The 26878-nt window shown below is 69.2% G+C and carries 26 protein-coding genes and 1 pseudogene; 7 read left to right on the top strand and 20 right to left on the bottom strand.

The genetic code is table 11. The features are described 5' to 3' along the window. Positions 1 to 60 precede the first annotated feature (60 nt). Genes JYK02_RS02130 through deoC form a run of 3 tightly spaced genes read right to left on the bottom strand, consistent with a single transcriptional unit; the run spans position 61 to position 3100 of the window. On the bottom strand, positions 61 to 1788 hold the full coding sequence (locus tag JYK02_RS02130; protein WP_207048177.1) for a phospho-sugar mutase: 1728 nt from the start codon (positions 1786 to 1788) through the stop codon (positions 61 to 63). A 35-nt stretch (positions 1789 to 1823) separates the two neighbouring features. Next, positions 1824 to 2219, bottom strand: coding sequence for a TraR/DksA C4-type zinc finger protein (locus JYK02_RS02125; RefSeq protein ID WP_207048176.1), 396 nt, complete (start codon positions 2217 to 2219; stop codon positions 1824 to 1826). A 23-nt stretch (positions 2220 to 2242) separates the two neighbouring features. Beyond that, complete coding sequence (gene deoC, locus JYK02_RS02120) at positions 2243 to 3100, bottom strand: deoxyribose-phosphate aldolase (RefSeq protein WP_207048175.1); 858 nt, start codon at positions 3098 to 3100, stop codon at positions 2243 to 2245. A gap of 112 nt (positions 3101 to 3212) precedes the next feature. Here deoC and JYK02_RS02115 point away from each other — a divergent pair, with 112 nt between their 5' ends. The 3 genes from JYK02_RS02115 to JYK02_RS02105 are packed head-to-tail and all read left to right on the top strand — an operon-like array spanning position 3213 to position 6069. Continuing rightward, positions 3213 to 4442: an MBL fold metallo-hydrolase gene (locus tag JYK02_RS02115; protein WP_207048174.1), complete on the top strand. Its 1230-nt coding sequence runs from the start codon at positions 3213 to 3215 to the stop codon at positions 4440 to 4442. Next, entirely contained in the window at positions 4439 to 5812 is a 1374-nt protein-coding gene (locus JYK02_RS02110) for a ComEC/Rec2 family competence protein (RefSeq protein ID WP_207048173.1), read from the top strand. Before JYK02_RS02115 ends, JYK02_RS02110 begins: the two co-directional genes overlap by 4 nt. Further along, positions 5809 to 6069, top strand: a complete 261-nt coding sequence (locus tag JYK02_RS02105) for a DUF3006 family protein (RefSeq protein WP_207048172.1) — start codon at positions 5809 to 5811, stop codon at positions 6067 to 6069. The genes JYK02_RS02110 and JYK02_RS02105 overlap by 4 nt, the downstream gene beginning before the upstream one ends. Before the next feature lie 276 nt (positions 6070 to 6345). On the opposite strand, the gene JYK02_RS02100 is transcribed toward JYK02_RS02105, so the two are convergent. Continuing rightward, entirely contained in the window at positions 6346 to 7623 is a 1278-nt protein-coding gene (locus JYK02_RS02100) for a GYF domain-containing protein (RefSeq protein ID WP_207048171.1), read from the bottom strand. 140 nt (positions 7624 to 7763) lie between these two features. On the opposite strand from JYK02_RS02100, the gene JYK02_RS02095 reads away from it, so the two are divergent. Next, positions 7764 to 8057: a TIGR02300 family protein gene (locus JYK02_RS02095; protein ID WP_207048170.1), complete on the top strand. Its 294-nt coding sequence runs from the start codon at positions 7764 to 7766 to the stop codon at positions 8055 to 8057. Positions 8058 to 8213: 156 nt separating this feature from the next. Here JYK02_RS02095 and JYK02_RS02090 read toward each other — a convergent pair whose 3' ends face one another. Together JYK02_RS02090 and JYK02_RS02085 are read right to left on the bottom strand one after the other, a co-directional pair. Beyond that, positions 8214 to 8399 (bottom strand): hypothetical protein, encoded by a 186-nt coding sequence (locus JYK02_RS02090; protein ID WP_207048169.1) that lies wholly within the window; start codon positions 8397 to 8399, stop codon positions 8214 to 8216. Positions 8400 to 8559: 160 nt separating this feature from the next. Then, positions 8560 to 9363: a carboxypeptidase regulatory-like domain-containing protein gene (locus JYK02_RS02085; protein WP_207048168.1), complete on the bottom strand. Its 804-nt coding sequence runs from the start codon at positions 9361 to 9363 to the stop codon at positions 8560 to 8562. Between the two features lie 160 nt (positions 9364 to 9523). On the opposite strand from JYK02_RS02085, the gene JYK02_RS02080 reads away from it, so the two are divergent. Together JYK02_RS02080 and JYK02_RS02075 are read left to right on the top strand one after the other, a co-directional pair. Then, the gene (locus JYK02_RS02080; RefSeq protein WP_207048167.1) at positions 9524 to 10258 is read left to right on the top strand and encodes a zinc ribbon domain-containing protein; all 735 of its coding nucleotides are present in this window, start codon (positions 9524 to 9526) and stop codon (positions 10256 to 10258) included. A 30-nt stretch (positions 10259 to 10288) separates the two neighbouring features. After that, positions 10289 to 10939: a ribonuclease HI family protein gene (locus tag JYK02_RS02075; protein WP_207048166.1), complete on the top strand. Its 651-nt coding sequence runs from the start codon at positions 10289 to 10291 to the stop codon at positions 10937 to 10939. 18 nt (positions 10940 to 10957) lie between these two features. Here the strand turns inward: JYK02_RS02075 and JYK02_RS02070 are convergent, their stop codons facing one another. The 5 genes and pseudogenes from JYK02_RS02070 to JYK02_RS02050 form a co-directional block, all read right to left on the bottom strand. Next, positions 10958 to 11308 (bottom strand): restriction endonuclease, encoded by a 351-nt coding sequence (locus tag JYK02_RS02070; RefSeq protein WP_347402409.1) that lies wholly within the window; start codon positions 11306 to 11308, stop codon positions 10958 to 10960. A 20-nt stretch (positions 11309 to 11328) separates the two neighbouring features. Beyond that, positions 11329 to 11517, bottom strand: a pseudogene (locus JYK02_RS39435) (transposase); the annotation flags it as partial. 388 nt (positions 11518 to 11905) lie between these two features. After that, on the bottom strand, positions 11906 to 12265 hold the full coding sequence (locus JYK02_RS40885) for a helix-turn-helix domain-containing protein (RefSeq protein WP_431603461.1): 360 nt from the start codon (positions 12263 to 12265) through the stop codon (positions 11906 to 11908). A gap of 313 nt (positions 12266 to 12578) precedes the next feature. Beyond that, positions 12579 to 13583, bottom strand: coding sequence for a hypothetical protein (locus JYK02_RS02055; RefSeq protein WP_207048164.1), 1005 nt, complete (start codon positions 13581 to 13583; stop codon positions 12579 to 12581). Continuing rightward, positions 13583 to 14656, bottom strand: a complete 1074-nt coding sequence (locus JYK02_RS02050) for a site-specific DNA-methyltransferase (RefSeq protein ID WP_207048163.1) — start codon at positions 14654 to 14656, stop codon at positions 13583 to 13585. The genes JYK02_RS02055 and JYK02_RS02050 overlap by 1 nt, the downstream gene beginning before the upstream one ends. Before the next feature lie 1072 nt (positions 14657 to 15728). On the opposite strand from JYK02_RS02050, the gene JYK02_RS39430 reads away from it, so the two are divergent. Next, positions 15729 to 16070 (top strand): restriction endonuclease, encoded by a 342-nt coding sequence (locus JYK02_RS39430; RefSeq protein WP_347402408.1) that lies wholly within the window; start codon positions 15729 to 15731, stop codon positions 16068 to 16070. Here JYK02_RS39430 and JYK02_RS02040 read toward each other — a convergent pair. From JYK02_RS02040 to JYK02_RS02000, 9 genes are all read right to left on the bottom strand, one after another. Further along, positions 16049 to 16699: a restriction endonuclease gene (locus JYK02_RS02040; protein ID WP_347402407.1), complete on the bottom strand. Its 651-nt coding sequence runs from the start codon at positions 16697 to 16699 to the stop codon at positions 16049 to 16051. The two genes, JYK02_RS39430 and JYK02_RS02040, sit on opposite strands and share 22 nt — an antisense overlap. Before the next feature lie 100 nt (positions 16700 to 16799). Next, a complete protein-coding gene (locus JYK02_RS02035; protein ID WP_207048162.1) occupies positions 16800 to 18584 on the bottom strand; it encodes a tetratricopeptide repeat protein in 1785 nt (594 codons plus the stop codon). Beyond that, a complete protein-coding gene (locus JYK02_RS02030) occupies positions 18581 to 20866 on the bottom strand; it encodes a DnaJ domain-containing protein (protein ID WP_207048161.1) in 2286 nt (761 codons plus the stop codon). Before JYK02_RS02030 ends, JYK02_RS02035 begins: the two co-directional genes overlap by 4 nt. Further along, positions 20863 to 22383, bottom strand: a complete 1521-nt coding sequence (locus tag JYK02_RS02025; protein ID WP_207048160.1) for a S16 family serine protease — start codon at positions 22381 to 22383, stop codon at positions 20863 to 20865. Before JYK02_RS02025 ends, JYK02_RS02030 begins: the two co-directional genes overlap by 4 nt. 269 nt (positions 22384 to 22652) lie before the next feature. Continuing rightward, positions 22653 to 24416, bottom strand: coding sequence for an Hsp70 family protein (locus tag JYK02_RS02020; RefSeq protein ID WP_207048159.1), 1764 nt, complete (start codon positions 24414 to 24416; stop codon positions 22653 to 22655). A 32-nt stretch (positions 24417 to 24448) separates the two neighbouring features. Further along, a complete protein-coding gene (locus JYK02_RS02015) occupies positions 24449 to 24949 on the bottom strand; it encodes a hypothetical protein (RefSeq protein ID WP_207048158.1) in 501 nt (166 codons plus the stop codon). 150 nt (positions 24950 to 25099) lie between these two features. Continuing rightward, entirely contained in the window at positions 25100 to 25567 is a 468-nt protein-coding gene (locus JYK02_RS02010; protein WP_207048157.1) for a hypothetical protein, read from the bottom strand. Further along, entirely contained in the window at positions 25564 to 26331 is a 768-nt protein-coding gene (locus tag JYK02_RS02005; protein ID WP_207048156.1) for a tRNA(His) guanylyltransferase Thg1 family protein, read from the bottom strand. The genes JYK02_RS02010 and JYK02_RS02005 overlap by 4 nt, the downstream gene beginning before the upstream one ends. Continuing rightward, positions 26318 to 26767 (bottom strand): AAA family ATPase, encoded by a 450-nt coding sequence (locus JYK02_RS02000; protein ID WP_207048155.1) that lies wholly within the window; start codon positions 26765 to 26767, stop codon positions 26318 to 26320. Before JYK02_RS02000 ends, JYK02_RS02005 begins: the two co-directional genes overlap by 14 nt. Positions 26768 to 26878: the final 111 nt, after the last annotated feature.

Here is a 26878-nt window from a genome sequence, read left to right as displayed (position 1 = left end):
GGCCGCGACAGGGGACGCGACCCGTTGGGTTGAGTTGAAGGGTGATTCAGGACTCAGGACTCAAGCCGGCTGGCCGCGATCACGGGCCAGGGCGAGAAAAGCGTCGATGAGGGCGCCCAGCTTCGCCTCCGCGCGCTGGCGGGCCTGGGGGAGCGGCTCGCCGGGGCCGGGCGTCTCCTTGTGCTCGAAGTAGTATTTGATCTTCGGCTCGGTGCCGGACGGACGCAGGGTGACGCGGCCGCCGCCCTCCAGCGCGAAGGCGACGACGTTGGACGGGGGCAGGCCGCCCTCGCCCTTCTGGTAGTCGCGCACGGCGCTCACGCGGGTGCCGCCAATGTCCTTCGGCGGAGACGCGCGGAAGGCCTCCATGATGGCGCGGATGGTCTGCGCCCCGGCGGCGCCAGGCAGCGTCACGTTGCGCTGGGCGCCCACGTGCAGGCCGAAACGGCGCTGGATCTCCTCCAGGTAGCCCAGCACCGTCACGCCGCGCGCCTCGCACCACGCGGCCAGGTCCGCCATCACCAGCGCCGCGCCCACACCGTCCTTGTCGCGCGTGGCGGTGCCCACGGTGTAGCCGAGCGCCTCCTCGTAGCCGAAGACGAACTGCGTGCCTTCCTTCGCGGTGCGCTCCAGCGCGCGGTTGGCGATCCACTTGAAGCCGGTGAGCACCTCGTCGTACGCGGCGTCCAGCCCGCGCGCGATTTCGCCCAGCTGCGTGGAGGACACGATGGTGGTGACGACGTGCGGGCGCGCGCGCTTCGTCCCCTGCGTGAGGACGTAGTGGCCCAGGAGCACGCCGACTTCGTTGCCGGTGAGCAGGCGCAGCTTCCCGGAGGCATCCCGCGCCATCACCGCCAGCCGATCCGCGTCCGGGTCGTTCGCGAGCACCAGGTCCGCCTTCACGCGCTCCGCGGTGGCGAGCGACAGGTCCATGGCGCCCGGCTCTTCGGGGTTCGGGAAGCGCACGGTGGGGAAGCGGCCGTCGGGCTGCTGCTGCTCGGCCACCGGCGTCACGCGCGGGAAGCCCGCCTCCTTGAGCGCGAGCGCCGCCCACGCGCCGCCCACGCCGTGCATGGCGGTGTAGACGATGGACAGCGTGTCGCTGCCCTTGCGGTACAGGCGCAGGTCCAGGATGGCGCGCAGGTACGCGTTGCCCACGTCCTCCGGCAGGTCGCGCCACAGCCCCTTCGCGCGGCCTTCGGCGGGCGTGAGCAGGGGGACCGCGTTCGCGGCCTCCACCTTCGCGATGGCGTCCGCGATGCCCACGTCCTGCGGCGGGACGATTTGAGCGCCGTTGCCCCAGTAGACCTTGTAGCCGTTGTACTCGGGCGGGTTGTGGCTGGCGGTCACCATCACCGCGGCGGCGGCGTTGAGGTGCAGCACGGCGAACGCGGTGACGGGCGTGGGCACCGGCTCCGGGAAGACGTGCGCGGGGATGCCCTCCGCGACGAACACGGCGGCGGTGTCCTCCGCCAGCTCCTTGCTCAGGCGGCGCGCGTCGCGGCCCACCACCACGCCGCGCGTGGTGACGTCCGGCACGGTGGCCTTGAGGTAGCGCGCCAGGCCCGCGGTGGTGCGGCGCACGACGGCGCGGTTCATCCGGTTGGGGCCGGCGCCCAGCACGCCGCGCAGGCCCGCGGTGCCGAACTCCAGGTCCTGCGCGAAGCGGTCCGCCAGGTCCGCCCAGTCCTGCTTCGCGAGCACATTGGCCAGCTCCGCCTGGGTCTCCGGATCCGGGTCCGCCTTGCGCCAGGCCTCCGCCCGCTCCCTCAGTCCGGTCGTGTCCATCGCGCGTTGCCTCGTGGTTGGAGAAGGGGCTGCTCTCAGCCCTTGTAGTCGGTGAGGTGCTTGCGGCGCACCGGCCCCTTGGGGCCGTCCTTGTTGTTCTGACAGGCGACGCAGAACTCCGCGTAGGGCATGGCCTTGAGCCGGCCCAGCGGAATCTCGTCGCCGCACTCCTCGCACTCGCCGAAGGAGTCCGGGTCCTCGCGCAGCTTGCCCAGCGCCTTCACCACGCGCGCCAGCGTGCCGTCGGTGTTGCGGTTCCGGCTGGACGCGATGGTCTGCATCATCTCGTTGAGGGGCTGCTCGTCCTCGTCGCCGCCCACGCGCGCCTCGTCGGTGCGGTTGGGCTCGATGCGCAGGGGCGTCTTCCCGCTCAGCTCCGCGTGGAGCGCGAGCAACTGCTGGAGGAAGTCCTCTCGCTGCTTCGGGGTCACGGTGCGTGCTCCGGAAAAGAGGGTCAGTACTGCGCGGTGGAGATCTGCCCGGTGACGATGGCCACGGACGCGGAGGCGCCCAGGCGGTTGGCGCCCGCGCGGATCAGCTTCACGGCGTCCTCCGCGGAGCGCACGCCCCCGGAGGCCTTCACGCCCACCTCGTCCCCCACCACCGCGCGCATGAGCTCGATGTCCTTCACCGTGGCGCCGCCGGGCCCGAAGCCGGTGGACGTCTTCACGAACGCGGCGCCCGCGGCCTTGGACAGCGCGCACGCGATGACCTTCTCCTCGTCCGTGAGGTGGCCCGTCTCCAGGATGACCTTCACGGGCAGCGGGTGGCTGGCCTGCACCACCTCGGCGATGTCCTGGTGCACGCGCTGGTAGTCGTGCGCCTTGAGCGCGCCCAGGTTGATCACCATGTCGATTTCGCGGGCCCCCGCGCGGATGGCCTCGCGCGCCTCGAAGGCCTTCGCGGACGACAGCGCGGCGCCCAGCGGGAAGCCCACCACGGCGATGGGCACGGCGGACGAACCGGCCAGCACGCGCGCGGCGGTGGCCACGTGGCAGCTGTTCACGCACACGGTGGCGAAGCCGTACTGGCGGGCCTCTTCCGCCACGCGCACCACGTCCTCGGCGCGAGCCTCGGGCTTGAGCAGCGTGTGGTCGATGTACGGCGCCAGGTCCGTGGCCTTCTGGAGGGTGGCCGGATCCACGCGCGCGGTGGCGGTCTTCACGCCAGGAGGACGCGGAGGCTCGGCGTTCAGCACGGCGGCGGGCGCGGGCACCGCTTCCTGCTGGACCTTCCAGGCGTGCAGACGGTGGCGGGCCTGGTCGACCAGCTCTTCCAGGACGGTGAAGAAGGCTTCGGCGTCGGACGGCATGGGGCGCCCCTTAGCCCACTCCCGGCGCTCGGGGAAGCGCTCGCGGGCGGACTGCGCGCCCGGCAACGCACGGGGTGCCGCGAAGGGGAGCGGGGCTGTAGAGTTCCAACCCGTGAAGGTCTTCGCGCGGCTGCTCGCACTCCTTGTCCTCGTCCTCGCGGCGGTGCCCGGCCACGCGGCGGCTCCGGCCGCCTCGGGCCTCCCCTCCCCCGCTCCGGGCCGGCTCACGGTCTACTTCCTCGACGTGGGCCAGGGGGACGCGGCGCTCATCGTGTCGCCCACGGGCAAGACGGTGCTCATCGACGGCGGGCCCCCGGAGGCCGGCACGCGGCTGGCGGCGCGGCTGCGCGAATTGGTGAAGGGGCCGCTGGACCTGGTCATCCTCACCCACCCGCACCTGGACCACCTGGGCGGGCTGCGCGCGGCGGTGAAGGCGGTGGGCGCGAAGCGCTTCATGGACCCGGGCTTCGACCACCCGAGCGAGGCGTACCGCGACCTGCTGGACTTCGTGGGCAAGGAGGTGGGCCAGGTGATGAGCCCGGAGCCCAACCCGGCCTCGCCCCAGACACTGCTCACCGTGGGGCTGGGCGAAGGCGTGGCGCTCACGGTGCTCTGGCCGCGCGTGCCCCAGGAGACGTTCCTCGCGGACACGCGCTCGGACGCGAACGCGAACTCCATCGTCACCAAGCTGACGTATGGGAAGACGGCGTTCCTCTTCACGGGGGACTCGGAGCCGCCCACGGAGGAGCTGCTGCTGCAAAAGCCCGTGGACCTCACGGCCACGGTGCTGAAGGTGGCGCACCACGGCGGCAAGCACTCCTCCACCGCGGCCTTCCTGGAGCGCGTGAAGCCGCAGGCGGCGGTCATCTCCTGCGGCGTGGGCAACGACTACGGCCACCCGAGCCCGGAGGTCCTGGGCCGGCTGAAGGACGTGCGCACGCGCACCTTCCGCACCGACCAGGACGGCGAGGTGATGGCGGTGAGCGACGGCACGACGGTGACGCTGCGCTCGGCGAAGGGCACCGCCGGGGCCGTGAGCCTGTCCGGCACGCAGCGCGCGGGGAGCCCGGTGGCGCTGGGCCCCATCGAGCCCACGCCCCACGGCCGCTCCGGCCGCTCCGGGGAGAAGGAACCGGAGCCCGGCGCGTCACGGCCCCGGACGCAGGCGGAGCCCGCGGCGCCCTCGGCCACGGGTGAGCGCTACGTGTCGCTGAAGGGCAGCAAGGTGTTCCACCGCGAGAGCTGCTCGACCTTGAAGCGCTCGAAGAACGAGCGCACCGTCTACTCCAGCCGCGCCGACGCCCTGCGTGAGCGCCGCCCCGCCGAGGACTGTCATCCATGAAGGCCCGCATCGCGCTGGGAGTGGGGCTGCTGCTCGCCTCCCTGGCCTGCCAGCAGCAGCCGTCCGCGCCGCCCGCCCCAGCGGCCCCGGAGAAGTCGCGCTACTTCGGCGGCGCGCCGGACGGGAAGCTCCACGTCTACTTCTTCGACGTGGGCGCGGGGGATGCCGCGCTCATCGTCACGCCCAAGGGCAACACGGTGCTGGTGGACTCGGGGCCCGCGTCCGCCGAGTCGCACCTGGTGAACCGGCTGCCGGAGCTGCTGCGCCGGGAGCTGGACCTGGTGGTCCTCACGCAGCCGGATCCGAAGCACCACGGCGCGCTGGAGGCGGTGCTCAAGCGCGTGGGGGCGCGGCGGTTGATGGAGCCGCAGCTGCCGGACACGTCGAAGACCTATGACGCGCTGCTGACGGCCCTGGGGTCGCGAGGGGTGTCGATCTTCTCGCCCGCGCCATCGTCGTCCACGCCCAAGGAGCTGGTCCGGCTGAAGCTGGAGGACGGGGTGAACCTCACGGTGCTCTGGCCTCGTGCGCCCGCGGAGCCGCTCCTGAAGGGAGCCTCGGACGCGGAGGGTCGCAACGCGGCGAACTCCATCGTGCTGCGGCTGACGTACGACGACACGTCGGTCATCTTCGCGGGTGGCGCGCGCGGTGAGACGGAAACCCAGCTCCTGGAGCGCGGGCTGCTGTCCTCCGCCACGCTGCTGAAGGTCGCCTCGCCCGGCGTGGAGGGGGCGAACTCGCAGGCGTACCTGGAGGAGGTGCGGCCCCAGGCGGCGGTGCTCAGCGGGGATGACGGCCTGGGCAAGAACCCGAAGGTGAAGGAGCTCCTCGCGAGGCTGCGCGGCGTGGACGCGAAGGCGTTCCGCACGGATGTGAATGGCGAAGTGCACGCGGTGAGCGACGGCAAGCAGTTCGAGCTCTCGCTCCAGCGTCCTTCACCGGGAGAGCCCTCCTCCACGCGGCGCATCTTCCCGGGGTTGGATCCGCGTCCGGCGCTGGTGCGGACGGCGAAGCCCGCGCCCGTGGCGGTGAAGCCGCCGCCCACCGAGCCGCCGCCCGCCGTCCGGACGGAGCCCGCGCGCGTCGTCGAAGCGCCGCGAAACAGCTCGGCCCGCGCCAGCAACGTGATGGACGTGGATGACCTGCCCGTCGCGCGCAAGGGCACGCGGACGGAGGCGCCGGAGAAGGCGGTGCGCTCGTCGGCCAGCTCCTCCATGGGCGGCTACCGCGCGAGCAGGCACAAGCCCATCTTCCACAAGGCCAGCTGCCGGGCCGTGAAGCTCATCAACCCGGAGAACATGCTCACGTGGAGCACTCGCGACGAAGCGATGAAGTCGGGCCGCAGGCCCGCGGGAGACTGCGACCCGTGACGAAGAAGGCGAAGCCCCGGTCCAGGGCCACGGTGGACCGCATCGAGGACGACGTCGCCGTGCTGGTGGTGGACGGCCAGCAGGTGACGCGCGCCCTGAGCACCCTGCCCTCCGGCGTGCGCGAAGGCGACGTCGTGGACCTGGAGTCAGGAACGGTGGACGCCGAAGCCACCGAGTCCCTGCGCTCCGACGTCCGCGCCGCGAGGGAACGCGCGATGCGCGGCAAGAAGCCTCCGTCAGGCGACTTCGACCTCTGAGCTGGAGCCTCCGGTTCGACGCATCGAACGCGCAGCCGGTGCGCACGCCTGATGCGGCGACGCACCGACCTCTGCGCCAATGCGTCCTCGTCGACGGGCCGGGACAGGGCGCATCCCGCGCGCGCAGCTGATGCGTCCGCGCGGTGCACCTTCCACCCGGCTGCGGGAACGGGAGCGCCCTGCTCGACGTGCCGGGTCCGCCGGCCGGAACAGGACGCGGTGGGAGGGCCTGCCCGCCGCATGACGCGGAAAGCAGGCCCACCTTCAGCCAAGCGTCTACGGCGTGGAGCCTTCCGCCGGAGCCAAGGGCTCACCCTGCGCCGCGGCGCCCTGCGGAGGCGCGGCGGGCTCGGCGGCCTCCGGCGCGGGAGCGGCCTGACGCTGCGCCGGAGCCGGAACCACGGGCGGCGGCGGCGCCTTGCCGGTCACCTTGTTGACCATGTCCGCCAGGGCGGGAGGCAGCATGCCCGCCGCCGACAGGCCGAACAGCGCCACCGCCGGCAGGACGATGAGCAGCAGCAGCACCAGCGCCACCACCTTCAGCGGGCTGCCACGGCGCGCGGGCACCACCGGACGCTTGCGCGCGGCCTTCGAGTCCACCTGGCGCGCGTCCTCTTCTTCCTCGTCGCCACGCGGATCCTCTCGCGTCTCGTCCTGACCGGCGTCCTCCTCGTCCGAGGCCTCGCCCCGGTTGCCGGGCAGGTCCAGGTCGGAGAACAGCTCGTTGAGGGGCGCGCCGCTCGCCGCGGGCGCCTCGTCCACGGGCGCAGCCACCGCACGGCGCGGCGCAGGCGTGGGCACCGGGGCGGACGCCTGACGGTTGTTGCCGAAGAGCGTGCCCTCGTCCTCGTCGCCGTCGCGCTCGAAGTTGCCGTTGTCGTCCTCGGAGGGACCGGGCTCGTTCTCCGCGTAGAAGGGCTGCTGGGGCTCCGGCTCGCGGCGGGCGGGCGGCGCGGCGCGCGCGGGCGGCGGAGGCGCCACGGCCACCGGCGGCGGCTCGGGGGGCGGAGGCGGCGGCTCCGGCGGCGCGGCGGGCGCGAGCAGCGCGGCCAGCTCCGGGATGTCCGAACCGCGCTTCCAGTCCGGCATGCCCTGGCGCCAGAAGAAGCTGCGCGCGCTGATGGTGCCCGCGGCCATCCACTCGGCCACGGCCGCCTCGTCCAGCGGGCCCTCCTGCTTGTTGCGCACCATCACGAACCACGGCGCCCCGGCCGTCTGGCGGGGAGGCGCGGTGCGGGTGGGCTCATCGTCCCAGGGCGTCTGGGGAGCCGACACAGGAGGTCGGGCGAGCGGCGCAGGTGCTGCCGCGGCGGCCACCGGTGCCGGAGCGGGCGCAGGCGCGGCGGCGGCGCCACCCCCCGCCAACGAACGCTCCTGGGCCCGGATGCGCTCCACGTCGGCGAGCGACACCACGCGGGTGCTCTCCTCCTCGGCGGGCCCTTCCACGGTGATGACGTTCTGGCAGTTCTTGCAACGGACCTTGACCGTCTTGCCGCGGACCTTCTCGTCCGCAATGGAGTACCGCTTCTGGCAATTGTCGCAGGTGAAGTTCAAAGGGGGCGTCCGGCTCTCGGGGGAAACCGGCGGGGATGCTACCGCCAGAAATCTCCCGCGCAAACACACGGTTGACTCTGTTCTTCGGCCCAACTATTCAGCCGCCCTCTGTTTCACTCCAGGCTCTACGAGGGTGGCGCATGCCGGCGAAGGATCTCGGGACCAAGCACACGTGCTTCAAGTGCGGGACGAAGTTCTACGACATGAAGAAGCCGGACCCCATCTGCCCCAAGTGCGGGGCGGATCAGCGGGAGAACGTGGTCGCCAAGCCCGCCGAGGGCCGGCGTGGCCGCCTGGCCGCGGCTCCGAAGGTCATCGAGCCCGAGCCCGAGGAGACGCCGGCCGCCGAGGAGGACGAGGAGAACCTCGACTCCTTCGGGGATGACGAGGACGCCGAGGCCGGCGCCGAGCCCGCCGAGGACGACGACATCTAGGGTTTCACCCCGGGTTGAAGGATTCAGGGCCCCCCGAGCTGCTCGGGCGGGCCCTTTTGCCGTTTTCCGCCGCGCCCGGGTTCGCTCGGGGGCTGGAACGACCCGCCCGGAACGGGGACCCCTCGGCAGGGGCCCGCACCGCTCCGGGACGTCACCTCAGGTGCCGCTCAGGCGCTCGTGCGACGACACCAGCGACAGCTCGGTGAGCGCGCTTTGGATCTTCTCGTAGAGATTGGGCCCCATCTCCTGCATGCCCACCGGACGGGCACCCTTGCGGCGGGACCCCAGGGGCAGGCGGTCGGCCTCCGCGGACAGCGTGGGTTGCTTCCTCGACTGGTGCATGACGGTCCCCCTCGGGCGGAAGTGTTGGCTTCCGCTAAAGCAATTTTGCCACCAAGACAGAAGTCTGAACAAGGGGCGTGCTTCCCGGCACTTATACGGAACCCCAGGCCGGTGATTTCGTTCCACCGGTGCCCGACGCGACAGCCGTGTCAGGGACGCCCTACTTTCCCGAGCCCGCCTGACGCAGCGCATCCACGCCCCAGGTCTGATCGACCTGGACTGTTTCCCCCGCGCGGACGGTGACGGTGCGGGAGGCTACCGGCAGCCGGTCGTGCCAGAAGACGAGCGTGTGGGCCCCTTCGGGCACGCGCATCCGGAAGCGGCCGTCCGCGGCGGTGGTGGTGAAGTACGGATGGTCGAAGGTGCGGACCACGGCGCGCATCCAGGGGTGCACGTCGCAGCGGACCTGGACGGTGCCGGGTTCGGCGGGCAGGGGGCGGCGCAGGGTCATGCCCTCCAGGGGCATGGCCACGTTGAAAACGGAACGGTTGGTCCCGGCCTGGGCGCGCACGTTGTGCACCAGCGGGTCGGAGTTGCGCAGCAGCAGCTCGGTGCCGGCCCTCGCCGCGAGCGAGGGAGGTTCGTAGTGGCACTGCTTCTGGTCCAGCACCGGCTGCGGCGCGGGCGTCTCCGGGGCGGGCAGCGCCGCGCCGTCCTGGAGCGAGACGACGGCGTGGACCAGGGCACCCTCGCCTCCCACCACGAGCGAGCGGTCCTCCGCCTGGTCGCCGCACACGCTGGCGACAGTGGCGGAGGTCGGCGCGCTGGGGGTCTGGGGAGGAGTTCCCGTGAGGAGCACCCGGCCCTCGATTTCGCCCCACTTCACCGGCCCGGTGGGGCGCGGTGCGGCAGCGGCGGGAGGGGGCGTGGCCGAGGGAGCGGGCGGGGGCGGCGACTCGCGGCAGGCCGTGGCGGCGAGGAGGAGCGCGGGGGCCAGGAGGGGGCGGAGGCGGAGGCTGGACACGCGTCCCGTCTAACGGGTGCGTGAAGCGGATTCAAACGCTCAAGGGGCAGGCGGGGAACAGGGGGATGGAGCCTTCCCCATTTACGCGTTGGAACCCCAGCACCCTTGTTGGTACAAGAGCCGAGCCGCGCGTCGGTGCGGCCGTGTGGGAGGCAGCAACTTGCGGGAGAAACTGAAGGCCTTGGCGGAGCTGCAGAAGGTGGACCTCGAGGTCGCCTCGCTCCGGAAGGCGGCGGATGTGCATCCCCGCCAGATTTCCGAGCTGGAGCGGGAGCTGGGGGTCGCGCGCAACGGCATCGAAGCAGAGCGGACACGCGTGGCCGACCTGGAGAAGCAGAAGGCCCTGCTCGAGCAGAACATCACGGACGAGAAGGACAAGGTGAAGAAGTGGGAAGCGCGCCTGTCCGACCAGCGCTCCACCCGTGAGTACTCGGCGCTCGCTCGCGAAATCGACATCGCGAAGAAGGGCATCCTCACCCAGTCCGAGGCACTGACTGAGAAGGTGAAGGAGCTGGGCCAGGCTCGCGAGGCCATCAAGGGCAAGGAGGCGGACTACGCCACCAAGCAGCAGGGCCTGTCGGGCCGGATGACGGAGCTGCGCGGGAAGCTGGGCGAGTCCGAGTCCCAGGTGAAGCAGCTGGAGGGGCGCCGCGCGGAAGTCGCCGCGAACGTGGACGCCACCCTGCTCCGCCGCTACGAGGTCATCCGCAAGAAGAAGCTGCCCGCGATGGTGGGCGTGGTGGCCGGCACCTGCCAGGGCTGCAACATGAACCTGCCCCCGCAGATGTACAACATGCTGCGCACCTCGCTGGGCACCGACGTGTGCCCCTCGTGCAACCGCATCATCTTCGCCATCGAAGCGCTGCAGGAGCCGAAGGAAAACGCCGAGAAGTAGCGGCGGCGCCCTCCTTCGGGCCCCTCATCCATGCCGACCCCTTCGCTCGTCGACGTCCTCCGTCACATCGCCCGTGAGGAGCCGTTGACGGCGACGGTGCGAGCCTTTCGCGGGCTCACCCGCGAACACCTGGGCCAGCTGCTGGACGAAGCCGCCGAGCAGCTGGGCGGCGGTCCGCGCGAGGCCGAGGCGCACGTTTCGGAGCCCGCCCCGGTCATGGCGCCCGAGTCCACCGTGCCCAGCATCGAGGCCGTGGCCCCCGCGGCGGCGGGTGGGCTGAAGAGCGTGCGCGTCTATTCGGACGGAGCGGCGCGAGGCAACCCGGGCCCTGCGGGCGCGGGAGCGGTGCTGATGGACGCGCAGGGCGCGGTGGTGGCGCGCCTGGGCAAGTTCCTGGGGCACCAGACGAACAACTACGCCGAGTACATGGGCCTGCTCATCGGCCTGCAGCACGCGAAGAGCCTGGGCGCCCGCGAGGTGGAGGTGTTCGCGGACAGCGAGCTGCTCATCCGCCAGCTGGGTGGGCGCTACCAGGTGAAGAGCCCGACGCTGAAGCCCTTGTTCCAGGAGGCGCAGAAGCTGCTGGCCACCTTCGGCAAGGTGAAGCTCGCCCACGTCCCCCGTGCGCAGAACGCGGAAGCGGACGAGATGAGCAACCGCGCGATTGACGAACGGATGTAGCCGCCCGCAGCGCGGGCGTCACTCCTCGTCGCCGAAGTAGTCCAGGTCCAGCCGCTTCACCGTGTACGTGGCGACCTCGGTGACACCGACGCCGCTGTCGATCATCAGCTTCGCGAGCTCTTCGCCATCGATGAGGACGATCTTCTTCTCGATGTGCTTCACGTAGTCACGGGCTTCGCGGCTGAAGTCCGAGGTCGTGATGAGCACGCCCTTGCGAGCACGCTGTCCTTCGAGGCTGCCAGCGAACGCCTGAACCATGGGGCGTCCCACGGTGTTGTTCCACCACTTCGCCTGGATGTAGACGACATCGAGCCCCAGGCGGTCTTCCTTGATGATGCCGTCGATGCCCTCGTCACCGCGCTGGCCCACGGCCGCCACAGCTGCTTAATAGGCTGAAGCTGCGCGCTGTAGGGCGGGAGTCGATACAGCGTCAGACGTGGGTAGCGCCGCAGCGCCCAATCCACCGGGCGGCCGCAGTGCCAGGGCGCGTTGTCGATGACGAGGATGACTTCGCGGTTCTGCGCAGCTGGATAGGCCCGTGCGATGTCGAGCAGGTGGTGGGCAAAGGCCACCTGCATGCGCTTCGTCTTGGACGGCCCATGCTTGCGGCGAATGCGGGTGCGGCTGCCATACAGACGGCTCGTCACCGCGCCGGTGGTGACGTTGGCCGAGGCAAAGGTGGGCACTACGTCGTGGCAGTCGCGGGTGCCGATGACGGGACGCTCGCCCTTGAGGCCCAGGGTGGCTGTCAGCCAGCGTGGGCACCATGGGAAATCTCGCTTCGTCCTGGCTCAAGCGGGCAATGTCGCCTCGCCGGGCCTGGAGTTTTTCTCGCTCAACTCCTGCCGGGCCTGTCGCTGGCGCGCCGGGTCTGCTCGCAGGAAGCGGTAGGTGGTCCGGTAGAGTCGGACTCCTCGGCGGCGACAGAAGTCACCCATGGCGGTTTCGCGCACGGGATGCCTGTCTTCAGCTGGAGGAAGTCGGCCAGGGCCACGTACGGCCAATTGGCGCGCTTGAGGCCGCAGGCCCGGGGCCCCTGCCGTATCCAGTCCAGAAGGGTGGGCCCCAGTTCCTCTGGGTGAGGGGCGTCTTGCCCGGTGCCCACTGAAGCCTCAGCCCCTCCAGTCCCCCAGCTCGGTAGCGGGCCACAAAGCACTGGATGTTGCGCGTCGTGGTCCCCAGGTCTTCGGCAATCTGCTGCCGAGGACGGCTCCGGGCAGTCATCAGCACCGCATGGCACCCGTCGCGCAATCGGCGGTCCTCCGTCGTTCGGAAGCGCGCTTCCAGCTCGCCCCTCTGCTCCTCACTCAGCTCCAGCCAGCTCATGCAGATTCAACCCGCCACCATCGACGGATTCATCCGAGCCGTGAATCAGAACGCCGTGCAGTGGTCGTCATGGAGAAGGTGCGTGATTTCGTGGGCCACCACGTAATCCAGAAGCCGCATCGGGCTTTCACGATGCGTCAGCTGAACTGGACCACGCCGGGCGCGCAGCTTCCCCATCACTTCTCCTGCTCGCGGACCAGCGCTCGTCTTGGGACGCGGACCCAATGACGCCAAGAATCGCCTCGTCCGAACGGGCGCATCCGTCTCACGACATGCAGCCTCGAACTGCGTCAGGTCTTCACGGGCACCGGCATCAACTCGCCGGAGTTATTTTGAAATTGATGAGCCACTTCAGTTTAGTGGAGTCGCCTTCAAGGTACTTGGCTATCGACACTGCAAGCTCGTTCACATGAGCCAATGGCACGACGTAATCGAACACACGCGCCATGACACGAAGCGTCTCCGTCGTCCATTCGCCATCAACGACGAGAATCGCCAGCATCTCGCGATGCCTTCCCTTCCAGTTGATTGCCGAGAACATTTTATCCTTGGCATAAAGCGAGGCATGCCGAGACGATGATTTCCTAACCTCGATAAAGGCCTTGGGAGAAAGCTCATCTGGCACAACAAAGTCAGCACGGAAATCGTAAACCACGCCAGACAGGCTCGCGTACTCCTCCTCGCGCTTGAAGGGGATGTTTGCAGACTTCAGGGCACTCTCTACAATTGACTCCAGCATCACACGACCAATCAGGTCGCGGACAATACCCTCGAGCGTGGATTCCAGTCGTTTCAGGATCTCGCCCTCCCTGACCTCGCTCGGAATCACGCGAGTCTGAAGGACCGCCGCGAGACGTTTCGCTGCGGGCAGCGAGATGCTATTGTCGGACAAACTGCCAACTTGTTTCTTGAGTGCGGCCTTGCTGAATATGCCAGCCAGGTGCTGCAGGAGCGGAAGCGTATGCGGGTTTGAGCGGATGAAGTCAGGGGACCAGTGACTGAAGTTCGCGGTGCCTTCCTTGATTTCTTGCAGGAACCGTATGCCTGCGCCCCGGATATTCGTGTAAACACCCGCCGTAATTCCTGCCTCTACATCAAAAGGCACAGCACGGCGACGTTCCCACTCAAGCGCAGCAGCCGCCGGAGAAACATTGTTGGGAGAGGCATTCAGACCAGCCAGCAGAATGACCGCCTTGCGCGGAGTGTCTATGGCGTCCTGACCAACACTCGTGAGTCCCTTCGTGTCGGCCGCGAGGGCGAGATAGTCAGCGATGCATGACCTGATTTCGGCGTCAGCAAGCTGATAGAGCGTGTGCATCAGCAAGCTCGCCCAAAGACGTAATACTCACCAAGACCCAAGGCTGAGCCCTCACGTTTTTCGAGAACCCAGCGATGCCCGCGAGGCCGAACAATCTCACAATGCACGTCCACGAATCCAATGTGCTGCATGATGAACGCCAACCATTGTGGCGCTGGGAGGTGGACGCCATACAGTGCGGCGTCGGACACCATCATGTGAAAGGGGGCTCCGGGCTTGAGGGTCCTCACGCACTCACGCAGGACGGCCTGCATCTGACTGAGGTACGGGTAGACCAGCAGGTCGTAGTCCTTCTTTCCTGCCTTTTCCGCCTTGCGCGACGAGAGTTCGGCAACAGCCTTATCCGCAGCAACTCGCACCTCGAGGGGAAGCGAAGAGCGATAATCAGCCTGTCGTTCCTTGTGGCCCTTGAGTGCAGTGGTCGTATTGACAACGAGCAAGCTCCGGACGCGGTCGGTAATCTCTCCCCACGATCCCGCGAGTCCCCAGAAGTACAGATACATCCGAGTCATCTCGGCAAAGTCAAAGTTGTTCAAATACGGAGGGGACGTAACCACCACATCCACAGAAGAGTCTTCCAACTCGGTCATCAGCTCTGAGGACTTCTCGTGAATCTCGCAGCCATGTGGTCCAGCAAGGGCTTCGCGCTCATCCTCGAGCAGCGTGGCGAGCACCTTGCTCGTCGCTTCTTGCGGACTCAATGCTCGTTTTGTTGAAGTTGGTGCTTTGTAGATGCCGTCAGTGGCGGCAAAGCAGCAGTGGTCGAGGATTCGCGACAGCACAAGAATGGCTAGCGGGTTTTCCCCCAGCCCGTTCTCCTCCAGCTCCCTCCGTGCCGACAGCAGTGCAGCCAGGTCCTCGGGCCGAAACATCTTCGCGAGGAAGACCTCTGCCGACTGAGAAAGCGTAAACGTGTCGCGGTTCCTTCGGAGGATGCCCCTGCCGATGGCGGCATGAATTGAAGGAAGGCTTGCCCAATAGCGCGAGCTGTTGGCCTTCGCCTCGCTGATTGTCGCAAAGAAGGGGTGCGGCTCATACGCCACCGCCCTGATTCCGAGCAGGCGGGCAGCCACGAGAGCTGTACCGCATCCGGAAAACGGGTCAAGGAGCCGGGGGTGCTCTGACGCACTCCTGCCCATTGCAGCTACGCAGGCTTGAACAAGCTCTGGAGAGAACCCGGCGATGAAGTTGAACCACCGATGAACTGGATGGCCACGTGTGGTGGTGTTCGTCGGTAGACGCTCAAGCGCCACCGCAATGCTGGACGCGCTGGCTAAACCGTGGAGGCTGGATTGAGAGCCCATGGAGGCCGGTCTTTACCAGAGCGGCCTGACAAGACCGAGAGGAACTACAGGTATTTAGAGCGAAGTTGAAGGCAGCCCGAATTCCTTCAAGGCTCGGTTTACCCGCTGCTCCGCGTTCCGAAGCTCTTGAAGGACTTCGGCAAGCTCGTCTGCGGGCTGCTGCTCGCCAGGTCCGGGGCGCCCGCAGACGGCAAGCCGCCGAGCAGCACCGTGCGCCCTTGTGGGCGTTCCGCTGACATGTCCTCGCCACCGCCCTCTCGCCGCGGAATGCACAGGATGCCTCTGTGATGCCCGTCGGGGTGCTGGGCCGGGTCGCGTGCCGAAGAACGTGCGGCACGGATTCGCGGGTGGCCTGAAGGGCAGCGGGGAGCCGGTGGCTCACCGGCAGATTGTACTCAGCGGACCGGCTCCCAATAGACCGGCCAGAACCTTGAAGAGACTGAGCGCGAGATGCACCCTGACCTCGATGATTTCCGAGCGCCTGTAGTTCGTTCCGGTCATGGTGGCGCGTTCTTCGAGTCCTTTCGGTCGGAGGGTTACGTCGCCAACGGCGAGAACAAGGTCAGCAAGCTCTCTATTCTCGGTACCATCAAGTCGGGTATCGAGCACCGCGAAGGCCAGCTACCACTCGCCCGGCGAGTGAAGTGCGCCCACCGCGTGCTCCGCGACCAGTTGAGCGCAGGGACGCGCAACGGCCTCGGCCCCATCGCAACGTTCTTCAAGCACAGCGCCGACGCTGCGAAGGAACCCTGGTCGAAGGCTGTTGGTATCAACAGCCCAGAGGCGACGCAACCCACCGGTTACACAGGCGGGAGAGGAAGCCGACGAAGGCTCCGAGGCAGTGCTCCGCGAGGAGCAGGTCGAGAAGGCCGAGCAGCTCGTCCAGGACCGCATCGCCAAGCTGAACTGGACCGAAATGCAGGAACTGGCCGCGGGCAATTTACGGGCGATGGGCTACCGCACTCGCGTGTCCGAGCCGGGGCCAGACCGGGGCGTAGACACTTTTGTCTCGCCAGATGGGCTCGGGCTACAGAAGCCACACATCTTCTGCGAGGTGAAGCCCGGGATGGGTGAGGAGCTGGGAGCGCAGGAGATTCGGTTCTTCCTTGGTGGATGCAAGCCCGCCGCTTCGAAGAGCGGATGTAGCCTGGAGCGCGGGCTTTACTCCTCGTCGCCGAAGTAGTCCAGGTCCAGTCGCTTCACCGTGTACGTGGCGACCTCGGTGACACCGACGCCGCTGTCGATCATCAGCTTCGCGAGTTCTTCGCCATCGATGAGAACGATCTTCTTCTCGATGTGCTTCACGTAGTCACGGGCTTCGCGGCTGAAGTCCGAGGTCGTGATGAGCACGCCCTTGCGAGCGCGCTGTCCTTCGAGGCTGCCAGCGAACGCCTGGACCACGGGCCGGCCCACGGTGTTGTTCCACCGCTTCGCCTGGATGTAGACGACATCGAGCCCCAGGCGGTCTTCCTTGATGATGCCGTCGATGCCCTCGTCACCGCTCTGGCCCACGGCCTGTCCCGCGTCCTTGCGGGAGCCGCCGTAGCCCATGGTGACGAGGAGATCGACGACCAGCTTCTCGAAGAACCGGGGGTCACAGGCCTTGATGCGCTCCAGCAACTCTTCCGCGAGCCGCCTGCGCAGTTCCTGGTAGCTCTCTTCGAGGACCTCCGCGAACTGCCGGAGCTTCATCAGGCAGGTGGTCGGATCTTCTGCGAAGTAACGCTCTGCCTGGGCCCCTAGCGCGACGAGCAGCGGGTCGTGGGTCCTCAGGAAGTCGAAGTTCGCGGAGCGCGGCTGGGGAGCAGGCACATCCCAACTCTACCGAATGTTCACAGCTTCCCGAGATCCGGCGGGAAGGGGTGCTGGGTCCAAGCCACCCCTGACAGCCCGTACGGCAGCACTGCTTCCGTCAGGGCACCGTGTCCCCGGCCACGGCTCCGGATGGCTTGGGGCGTTCCCACTTCTGGAGCGCGATGGTGACGGGCCCGGGCAGCAGGGTCTCCTTCTTCACGAGCGCGTAGGCCGCCTGGGAGTCCTTCCCCTGCGCGTCCAGCTTTCGCGCGAGGACCAGGTGGAGCGCGGCTCGCTCGCCCCAGTCCATCGTCTCCAGCGACTCCACCGGCAGCTTGCCGTTCACCACGTCCTGCAGCTCGCCGTAGCCCAGCTCCGTGCCGAAGATGTCGAGCATCTTCGCCGCGAGCGCGCCATCCCCCAGCCGCTCGAACTCCGCCGCCAGCAACAGGCCCACCTCGGGGCTCAGGTACCGGACACCCAGGGAGTCGAGCTGCGCGCAGGCTCGCGCCGCGAACTCGGGCTCCTCGGCCAGCGCCACCAACACCCGCGTCGCGATCGCGAGGGAGTTCTCCTCGGGCACGGCGCCCAGCTTCGCTGCATTCACGGGCTCGCCGAGCGAGGCCGCGAGCCACTCGCTCACGAGCCCCGGGGGGCGCTCCTTCTGCACCCGCTCCACCAGCTGCCGCATCGTCGCGTTCTTGCCGCCCTCCTGTGAGCTGTGCCCGACCAGCCTCGCGTAGAGCTCCACGGACGCCAGGGGCAGGTCCTCCTTGTCATCGACCTCGAGCAGTTGCTCCGACAGCTTGCGCACGGCCTCTTCGCGGCGACCCAGCGCCACCAGCGTTTCGGCGTGCGTGTCCTGGAAGCGCGGGTAGTCCGGATCGCCGTCCCGATCCATTGCCTCCAGCAGCGGGAGCGCGTCCGCCCAGCGCTGCTGTCGCGTGTAGCGCACCGCCAGCGCCCGACGGGGGATCCGCTCCCCGGGATGATCCCGCACCAACGCTTCAAGCCGCGCCGTGGCTTCGGGCCCTGACTCGAGGCGCGCGAGCAGCACGGACAGGACGACAGAGCCTGGATCGCGCTCCACCGCGGCCTTGTAATAGGCACGGACCTCCTCCATGCGTCCGGCGCGGCGCATGTCGTTCAACCACAGCCGATGCCCATCCAGGTCGTCCGGACGCGCGTCCCGCGCCGCTCGTGAGACGGCGAGCGACGCCAGGGTTCCCTCCTCGCGCGCGAGCAGGATCCTCGCGGTGGAGGCCGCATCCGAGATGTCCTGCAGCTCCGGCAGGGCCTTCCACAGGCCCTCCACCAGGCGTGCCCCCTCGACCGTGCGGTGCATCGCGAACAGCCAGCTGGCGCTCGTGGCCCAGCCTCCGGGCGCCAGCCCCAGATGCATGCGCGACGTGGTCTTCCCGCTCGAATCGTCCGACGAGAGACTCTGGGGAGGATCGGTGAGCACGTAGTCGATGCGCCCCACCCGCTGGAAGGACCTGCCCGCCACGAGCTGGGGAGTGACCTCCGGAACGGAGCCGGGCGTCTGCGCGCGCGAGTAGAGGACCGTCCGCGTGTAGAGCGGCGCGGCGCCCAGCACGTTGTAGACGAAGAGCCCGCCCTCGTCGGTCACGAACACCGTCTCGTGGGCCAACGTGTCCGTCCCACCCTGGATGTCCACGTCCAGGGGACCGACCGGCATCGTGAGGGTCTGGTGGCCGTTCGCCTCAAGCGTGAAGTGCTCGGCGCCCGCGGTGACCGTGACCGGCGTGTCCAACCCGTTGACGAAGAGCACGTCTTCACGGGCACCGAGCGTCCGGGTCACGCCCACGATGGCGACCGCGCAGACACCGATGCCACCCAGCAGCAACACACCCTGAAGGCGGGAAGTCGAAGGAGCACTCACGGCTGGGCCTCCGGGCCAAGCGTCGAAGCAGTCAGCAACAACGGGCGGCGATCGCCCGCACCAGGCAGGTGCCAACGGTCCACCCACGCATGGAAGAGGACCTCCGAGGCGCGCGGATCCGCCGCGTCCGCCACGAGCTCCAACGGCGGGACCGCCGCGTCCGCGCCAGGCCCCTCCTGGACCACCGACCAGACACGCTGGGACGACGTGCCTCCCGCGCCGGGACGCAAGTCCTCCCGCACACGAAGCGTCAGCAGGGAGGGCCCCTCATGGCGCGAGCCCCGTCCCCCATCCACGACCAGCACGCCCTGCCCCAGCGCTTCATTCACGGTCCGTTGCCACGCACCAATGAGCAGCTCCGACGGATCATCCCCTGGCGGCATCCGCTTGCCGTTGGGCGCCTCCCACGTCACGGACAGACGGCGGCTGTGCGTGCGCGAGACGCCCTTCAGCAAGCCCGTGAAGAACGCGCGGGACGGGGCCGCGGGGCTGCCTGGATCCAACCGCGCTTCGAGCAGTGCATGCGCCCTGCCCAGCTCCGCGTCCACGCGGGCCTGGATCTCCGGGGCGAAGCGGGGGTCGGGCTGCTCGCGCAGGTACTCGAGCAGGGAGCTCAGGTCCCCTTGGAAGGCGACGCGCGTCCAGGAGTGCTCCGCCGCGATCCGCTGCTGCGGCCACACGGCGGCGCCCACCAGCACCACGCCCACGCCCGCGGCGGCGAACACGCCGGGCCAGGGCGAACGTGGCGCTTGTGCTCGCACGTGGCCCGCCTTGTCCGCGCGCGCCAGCAGCGCCGGGGGCAGGTGCTCCACGCCGCTCTCCGCGTCCAGCATGCCCCGGCCGAGCAGCTCCAGCACCCGGCGGCGGCGGGCAATCAACTCGTTGGCCAGTTCCTCCGCCTTGTCCTTGCCTCGCACGGTCAGGGTCATGCGCTTGCCGTTGAAGCGCATCTCGATCGCCGTGTGCTGATAGACGCCGTTGTTCTGGTGATTCACCAGCTGCATGTCCTGCAGGTGCACGAGCGGCCACACGGTGATGCGGTCGATGGCCACCTCGATGAGGTGCAGGGGGTGGATGGTGTTGAAGCGGCCATAGGGGCTCGCCATCACCCGCCTGAGCTGACGGGCCTGGGCCCAGGTGATGCCAAACGCGATGGCCGCGAACAGCGCGCACCCGATCCAACCCAGGACGCCGCGCTCGGAGGTCCCGAAGAAGACGGAGGCCATCAGAAAGCAGGTGCCGGTGGCGAGCGCCAGCGTGAAGAGGGCCGGCATCACCCAGGTCGCCACGACGCGCCACCCGCCAATCCGCTCCGCCTCCGAGTGCAGCCACTCGCGCGTGACGGCCGGCAGGGCGTCCACGTCCAGGCTGACGCAGGTCGGGTACGCGACCTCGGTGGCGCTCTCCGGGTTGAAGCGGCGGCCGAACTCGAGCAGCCGGTTCGCGGCCTTGGACTTCTGCTGGGCGAAGAGGTGCGCGGCGGCGGAGGAGAGCTGGCCTCCGGTCCACCGGCGCAGCTCGGGGTCCGCGCTCTCCGGTAGCTCCGCGTCGAGCTGCTTCAGGTCCGTCTCGACGTCGGCGTCCTGGCCGTACTCCAGCATCGTCGCGATGCGCCGCACCTTGAGGGCGAGCACGTCCATCCGCGACACGCCGGGCAGCTCCTGCGCCTTCGTGAGCACTTCAATCGCGTCGGCCACCTGCCCCATCGCCTCCAGGCAGTCGGCCAACGCCACGCGTGGGCCCACCTCCGTGGGGCCGTGCTTGCCCGCGCGCCAGAAGGCGTCCGCGGCCTCCTTCAGCCGCTCCTGGCGGACCAGCACCCAGCCCCGCTGCAGGTGCCCCTGCCAGTGCTCGGGTGCGCGCTCGAGCAGCGCGTCGAACTCCGCCAGCGCCTGCTTGAACTCGCCCTCGAAGAGGAAGTGGCGGCCCAGCAGGAGGCGCGCGTCGTGGAAGTCCGGCTGTTCGGTGAGGAGCGTGGTGAGGACCTTGCGGCCCCCTTCCTTGTCACCGGCTTCGAACAGGTTGATGGCTTCCTTGAGGTGCGCGTTGCCCGCGGCCTCCGGGCCGTCGGCCTGCGCGGCGGTGCTGGCGTCGAAGGCCTGACGTGCTTCCGGGTCGGAGAGCAGCTCGTAGGCCTCGCGCAGGCGCCGGAACTCCTCCGGGTGCGTCTCCGGCGGGTTCTGCCGGACGCGCTCGAAGTAGGCCTTCTTGATGGCGCGGGCTTCCGCGTCCTTCTCGACGCCCAGCACCTCGTAGGGGTTCTGGCGGGGCTCGTTGTTCACCTTCGCTCCAGTCCTGGCGTGTTCACGGCCGCGTTCACGAGCCGCCACGCCTCATCCAAGCTGTCCACGGCGATCAGGCGCAGGCGCCCGGCCACCTCGGGCGGCAGCGCCGCCACGTCATCCAGGTTGCGGCGCGGGTGCACGACCACGCGCATGCCTTCGAGGTACGCGGCCACCAGCTTCTCGTGCACGCCGCCCACCCGCCGCACCTCGCCGTTCAACGTCACCTCGCCCGTCACGGCCAGCCGCGCGGGCAGAGGCCGCTGCGTGTACGCGGAGAGGCCCGCGAGCGAGAGCGCGAGCCCCGAGGAGAGGCCGTCCTTGCCCACCTCGGTGTCCGTGTAGTGCAGGTGAAGGTCGTAGCGGGTCGTGAGCGTGCCCAGGCTCAGCGCGGGCGCGCGGGCACGCACCACGCTGAAGGCCACGTCCGCGGCCTCCTGGCCCTCGGGGCCCACGTGGCCACTGCACCGCAGCACGCCGCGCCCTGGCACCGCGACCGCCTCCAGCGGAGAGACATGCCCGCCCCCCGGATGCCAGCCGAGCACACCCACGCGGCCCACCGCGGGCAGGTCGCGCGCGAGCAGCCGGCGACGTTCGGCGACTTCGGCCTCGCGGCCCGCGGCCGCCAGGGACTCTCCGTTCGCCGCCGCGATGGCATAGAGCTCTCGCGCTTCATCCAGCGCGCCGGCCTCGAGCAGGTGATCACCCAGGCGCAGCGCGGCGGCCCCGGGTGCACCGGGCATGTCCACCACGGCGCGACGGGCCTCTTCCACCTGAGCGGCGGGACGTCCCTCCAGCCACAGCAACTCCGCGCGAAGCAGGGCCGCGGCGGCGCCGGTCCGGGTCGAAGCGGGCGCGACCACGAGCTGCCGCTTCGCCTCCGCGAGCGCACCTCGGGAGAGTGCATCCACGGCGGCCTCGAGCTTTGCCTGGGAGAGCGCGGCGCGCGCCGTGGGCAGCTTGAGCGCAAACGCGGCCTGCTCCAGGGGAGGCGCATCCAGCATGGCGGTGGTGGCCGGAAGTCCGAGCGCGGAACGTGCACTGAGCACTGACTCCGCGAGGCGCGGATCCTCCGGCGCGAGCAGCCGCGCACGCCTGAGCGCGGGCATGGCTTCGGAGGGACGGTTCGTGCGTTCACACAGCCGGATGATGGCGCGCCAGGCCTCCAGTTCACCGGGTGCGGCTTCGGCGGCCTCGAGCGCATGCACGAGCGCGTCGTCCGGCCGTTCCTCCGCCAGGAACGTGATCAGCTCAGCGCGCAGGGATGCATCGCGCGGAGCTTCACGAACGGACGTCTCCAGCATCTTCAGCGCGTCGGCCCGCTTGCCATCACGAGCCCAGGCTCCGCACAGGAGGCGACGCGCGGGACCGCCACCGCCCAGGTCCAGTGCCTTGCGCGCATGCTCCGCGGCGCCGCGAAAGTCGCGCTCCTGGAAGAGCGCCTCGGCCAATGCCAGACGCGCCGAGGGCTCCGCCGGACGCAGCACCACCGCGCGCTTGAGTTCGGTCAGGAGCATGCGTGCTCCTGAGGCAGCAGCACATGCAGGCTCATCGCCCCCGGCATTCCGGCCGGACGCGGCACCATCGCGAAGCTCAACTCAGTCAGGAGCATGCCGGCTCCTGAATCTGCATCGCACACAGGCCCATCGCCCCTGACGTTCCGGCCGGGCGTGGCTCCACCGTGCGCTTGAGTTTGCTCAAGCACCTGCGTGCTCCTGAAGCGGTATCGCGGCCAGGATCAACGAACCGGTGAGGCACGGGAGTTCGGTCGGCGGCATCCGCGCGCTCAGCCCAGGTCGAACAGCAGGTCGGTCAGCTCGGCATCCAGGCGGGCCGCGGCGGCGCGGTCTCCCTTGGCTCGGGCCTCACGCAGGGCGTTGCACAGCGACTCCAGCCGGGGACGCACTCCCGCGGGCGCGGTCGCGATCCGCTCGGTCGCGGCGGTCAGCAGGGCATCCGCATCGGCCTCCGGAGACACAGGTTGCGGCGCCGCCACGGGCACGGGTGCTCCTGGTGCCGCTCCCCATTCGCGCGCCAGCCGCTCCTTCGCCTCCAGCCGCTGCTCCGGCCCCAGGCGCTGCGAGCGCTTGTCCACCACGAGCGTGGCCTCCTTGCCCGTGGAGACCACTCGCGTCGTGACGTCGAGGATGCCGTTGATGTCGTACGTGAACGTGACCGCGACCTTCTCCGCCCCTGCACGGCCTGGCGGCACTCCCTCCACCGTGTACGCGTCCAGCAGCAGGTTGTCCTTCACCAGCCGCGCCTCGCCCTGGAACACGCGGATCTCCACCGCGCGCTGACCGTCCGCCGTCGTCGCGAAGGTCTCCGTGCGCGACACCGGCACCGTCGTATTGCGCGGGATCAGCGGAGAGAAGACGCCCCCCACCCGCTCGCGCCCCACCGTCGCCTGCACCTCCACGCCCAGCGTGAACGGACACACGTCCGTGATCATGATGCCGTGCGCGGCGCTCACCGCGCCCGTCTTCAGCCCCGCCTGCAGCGCGGCGCCCAGCGCCACCGCTTCGTCGGGGTGCACGCCTTCGCGGGGCTCGCGCCCGAAGTATTCCGCGACCAGCCGGCGCACCAACGGCACGCGCGAGCTGCCGCCCACCAGCACCACCTCCGCGATGGACTTCTTCGACAGCTTCGCGTCGCGCAGCGCGCTCTCCATCGGCTCGAGCGTGGAGCGCACCAGGTCCGTGATCAACGCCTCGAACCGCGCGCGCGTCACCTCCACCTCCAGCGACGCGGGCGTGCCTCCCCGCCCCGGCGCGAGGAACGGCACGATGACGGGCGTGGCATCCACAGCCGTGAGCGCGATCTTCGCGGCCTCCGCCGCCGCCTTGAGCCGCACCTGTGCCGCCAGGTTCCCGGTCAGCGACACGCCGTGGGTGCGCTCGAACTCCGCGCCCAGCCACGCGGCCAGCGCCTGATCGAAGTCGCTGCCTCCGAGCTGGTTGTTGCCCGCGGAGGCCTTCACGTCCAGCACGCCCTGGAACATCTCCAGCACCGACACGTCGAACGTGCCGCCGCCCAGGTCGTACACGAGCACGTACTGCTCGGCGTCCAGGTGGTTCACGCCGTACGCGAGCGCCGCGGCGGTGGGCTCGTTGAGCAACCGCTCCACCTTGAGCCCCGCCAGCTCACCGGCATCCTTCGTCGCCTGGCGCTGCGCATCGCTGAAGTACGCAGGCACCGTGACGACGGCCTCCGTCACCGCGCCGCCCAGCGCCCGCTCCGCGTCCTCACGCAGCGCGCGCAGGATGAGCGCGGAGATCTCCGTGGGACTGTAGCGGCGGTCACCCAGCGTCACCGGCAGGTCGCGGCCCATGCGCCGCTTCACCTCCGCGATGGTGCGCTCCGGATGCACGAGCAACTGCGCTCGCGCGGACTCGCCCACGTGGAGCCGCCCCTCCGCGTCCAGCCCCACCACCGAGGGCGTGAGCCGCTGCCCCAACCGGTTGGTCAGCAGGTTGGGACGGCCCGCGCCGTCGAGCGCGGCCACCAGGGAATGCGTGGTGCCCAGATCGATGCCAACGACATGACTCATGCGAGGAGAACCCAAAAGCCTTTCGGCGAAGACTAGGACTCCGGCGGAGTCCACGGCTGAGCGGGCGCGGCGACGGCGGCGGCGGCCTCGGGCATCAGGTACATGCGGCGCAGCTGCTCCAGCCCCGCCTCGCCCACTCCCGCCTCCCGGGCGATCTCCAGCGCGCGCTCCGGCGACGCGTGGGTGACCCACTTCCAGGTGTACGAAGCGATGAGCCCGCCAATGCACGCCAGCGCGAGCACGCCCGGCAGGAGGATGCCGCCCGAATCGTGGCTCGTGCTGCCGATGAAGCCGAAGGCGAGCGAGCCGAGCCCCACGACGATGAACAAGAAGCGCGCCCACGCGACGAGCACGGACTTGCCGCTCATGCCAATGGCCTGCCCTCTCCAGCCGTTGCCCTCCTCGGCGACGACGAGCCAGCCCTCCAGCGGGATGAGTGGCACGAAGTTGATGTGACCGAACTTCGTCGCCACGTAGCCCAGGCCCGGAACCGCATCGACCTTGCCGTAGAGCCTCGAACCAAAGATGACCATGTGCTTCCCCCTCGAAACCGTCGCGCCGTGCCGCAGGGCACCCGGCGGCGCGAGCGCGAATCCTGCGGCACCCGGGCGAAGCCGCGCAATCCCCCATCCCCCGGGTAGGACAGCGCCTCACGGTCAAGGAGTGGCATTGCCCGTAAAGCCTTACACCCGCTCGAAGGAGACGGCCTGGAACTCCAGGAGTACGTCACAGCCTTCCAACTCTGGCTGTCCGGTCGCCAGGACCCGTGCCCTCACGTAGCGATAGTCCTGCGGGTCGTTCATCCCGGCCCAGTCGAAGAAGCAGAGGAACCGAAGGTCCACTTCCCCGGGCTTCAGGACGCCTTGGCGCCAGCGCGTCACGCGATCCTCCGGAACCCGCGCCGGAGCGAGGAACACGTCCAGGTAGCCCATGGGAGGGATGACCGGGCGGACGCGAAGGCCCTGGATGTACTCGAGAGACTTCCGCGTGGAGTCGATGCCCGCCTGTTCGAGGACAAGGCCCGAGAGGAGCGCCTGCTCCACGCCGATGAACTCGTGCCACCCGTCCTGCAATGGCTGGAAGTACGTGTTCCACACGTGCCGGGCGCACTCCCGGTACTGACGCATCAAACGGTCCAGGTCCACGCTCATCGCTCCACACCCTCCAGCAACGCCAGGATGAACGCGTCGTACGCGTCCTTCATCGGCAGCTCGGAGTCCACCTTGAGGCGGCGGCGCTCGGCGAGGACCGTCTCTCCCGTCCTCGGGTTGAGCGCCTCCTTCGCGTACGTCTCCCGGTAGAGCCCCGTCCCGCGCTTCTGCCAGTTCGGCAGGTCGTTGAAGTTCACGCCCCGCTGGAAGAGCAGCTCGTTCTTCTGCGCCACCGACAGGCGCATGAGCGTGTTCGTCGCCTCCGCGACGCCCTTTCCCTCGCGGCGCAGGCTCCAGTAGCAGTGCGCGTTCAGCGCGTTGCGGTGCGCGTCCTCGCTGCGCCAGCGGAAGTAGTCGCGCACGAGCCCCGCATTCGGCAGCTCGCAGATGCGGCAGTCGAACGCGGCCAGGTCCCCCAACAGCAGCGAGAACTTCGCACTCGCCTCTCCCGCGAGGAGCGAGTTGAGCTTGCGCGTCTTGCGCCCGAAGGTGTCCTCGTCCGGGTGGAACAGCAGCGAGATTTCATCGCTCTGCGTGTAGCCGTAGAGGACCCGGAAGCCGCAGTCCATCAGGTGCCCGGTCGTCGCGACCATCAGGTCCCGGAAGCGCACGTCGAAGGGGCTCTCGAAGGCGTGCACCTCCTTCGTCAGCCGCGTGAAGCCGCGTCCATCGATGCGCGCCACCATGAACACCCCGGGCAGCACGCACAGGTCATGCGCGGTCTCGAACACGCGCATCTTCTGGTCGAGCTCATCGAACTTCACGTTGCCACTCCTCCACGGTGAAACCGTCCTGCGACAGCCGGACGAAGAACAGTGCGTCGAAGCCCTCTTCCGGGCTGGGGACCTGCAAGCGCTTGTAGGTGCCGAGCACGCCCACCAGCGGCACGCGCTGCTCCACCGGGCGCTGATCATTCCGAAGCAGCGCGTCCGCGACCTTCGACTGGAAGTAGAGCCCCACCACGCGGAAGCCGAACCCCTTCGCGGCGGCGATGTAGCGGGAGCGCTCCGCCACCGTGGGGTTGGTGTTGTCCACCACGAAGGGCTGCTTCGCCTCCAGGCACGCGCGCAGCAGCACCTTCTCCCGGTGCCGCGTCTTCAGCATGTCCAGGCTCAGGCGGACGTGCGTGGTGAAGAAGCGCTCCCGGTAGAAGCTGCTCTTCCCCGTCCCCTGGATGCCCGTGAAGATGACCGCTTCCATGCCGTCCCTCCCCTCCCGAGCCAACGCTCGCGGGACTCCGGGACGCTCAGGCGCGGGGAAACCGGACAGGCCCCCGGACGCTCACCCGCCGGGGCTCACGGCGCTGCCCGC

It is taken from the genome of Corallococcus macrosporus (assembly GCF_017302985.1).
In the GTDB taxonomy this organism is placed as follows: domain Bacteria; phylum Myxococcota; class Myxococcia; order Myxococcales; family Myxococcaceae; genus Corallococcus; species Corallococcus macrosporus_A.
This window is presented reverse-complemented; position numbering and strand designations above follow the sequence as displayed.

Bases quoted from the DNA above. Each gene is read 5' to 3' on its own strand.
- JYK02_RS02000 (WP_207048155.1), bottom strand. From the start codon at position 26,767: ATGGAAGCGGTCATCTTCACGGGCATCCAGGGGACGGGGAAGAGCAGC.
- JYK02_RS02020 (WP_207048159.1), bottom strand. From the start codon at position 24,416: ATGAGTCATGTCGTTGGCATCGATCTGGGCACCACGCATTCCCTGGTG.
- JYK02_RS02095 (WP_207048170.1), top strand. From the start codon at position 7,764: ATGCCGGCGAAGGATCTCGGGACCAAGCACACGTGCTTCAAGTGCGGG.
- JYK02_RS02075 (WP_207048166.1), top strand. From the start codon at position 10,289: ATGCCGACCCCTTCGCTCGTCGACGTCCTCCGTCACATCGCCCGTGAG.
- JYK02_RS02110 (WP_207048173.1), top strand. From the start codon at position 4,439: ATGAAGGCCCGCATCGCGCTGGGAGTGGGGCTGCTGCTCGCCTCCCTG.
- JYK02_RS02025 (WP_207048160.1), bottom strand. From the start codon at position 22,383: ATGCTCCTGACCGAACTCAAGCGCGCGGTGGTGCTGCGTCCGGCGGAG.
- JYK02_RS02015 (WP_207048158.1), bottom strand. From the start codon at position 24,949: ATGGTCATCTTTGGTTCGAGGCTCTACGGCAAGGTCGATGCGGTTCCG.
- JYK02_RS02010 (WP_207048157.1), bottom strand. From the start codon at position 25,567: ATGAGCGTGGACCTGGACCGTTTGATGCGTCAGTACCGGGAGTGCGCC.
- JYK02_RS02130 (WP_207048177.1), bottom strand. From the start codon at position 1,788: ATGGACACGACCGGACTGAGGGAGCGGGCGGAGGCCTGGCGCAAGGCG.
- deoC (WP_207048175.1), bottom strand. From the start codon at position 3,100: ATGCCGTCCGACGCCGAAGCCTTCTTCACCGTCCTGGAAGAGCTGGTC.
- JYK02_RS40885 (WP_431603461.1), bottom strand. From the start codon at position 12,265: ATGAGCTGGCTGGAGCTGAGTGAGGAGCAGAGGGGCGAGCTGGAAGCG.
- JYK02_RS02055 (WP_207048164.1), bottom strand. From the start codon at position 13,583: ATGCACACGCTCTATCAGCTTGCTGACGCCGAAATCAGGTCATGCATC.
- JYK02_RS02090 (WP_207048169.1), bottom strand. From the start codon at position 8,399: ATGCACCAGTCGAGGAAGCAACCCACGCTGTCCGCGGAGGCCGACCGC.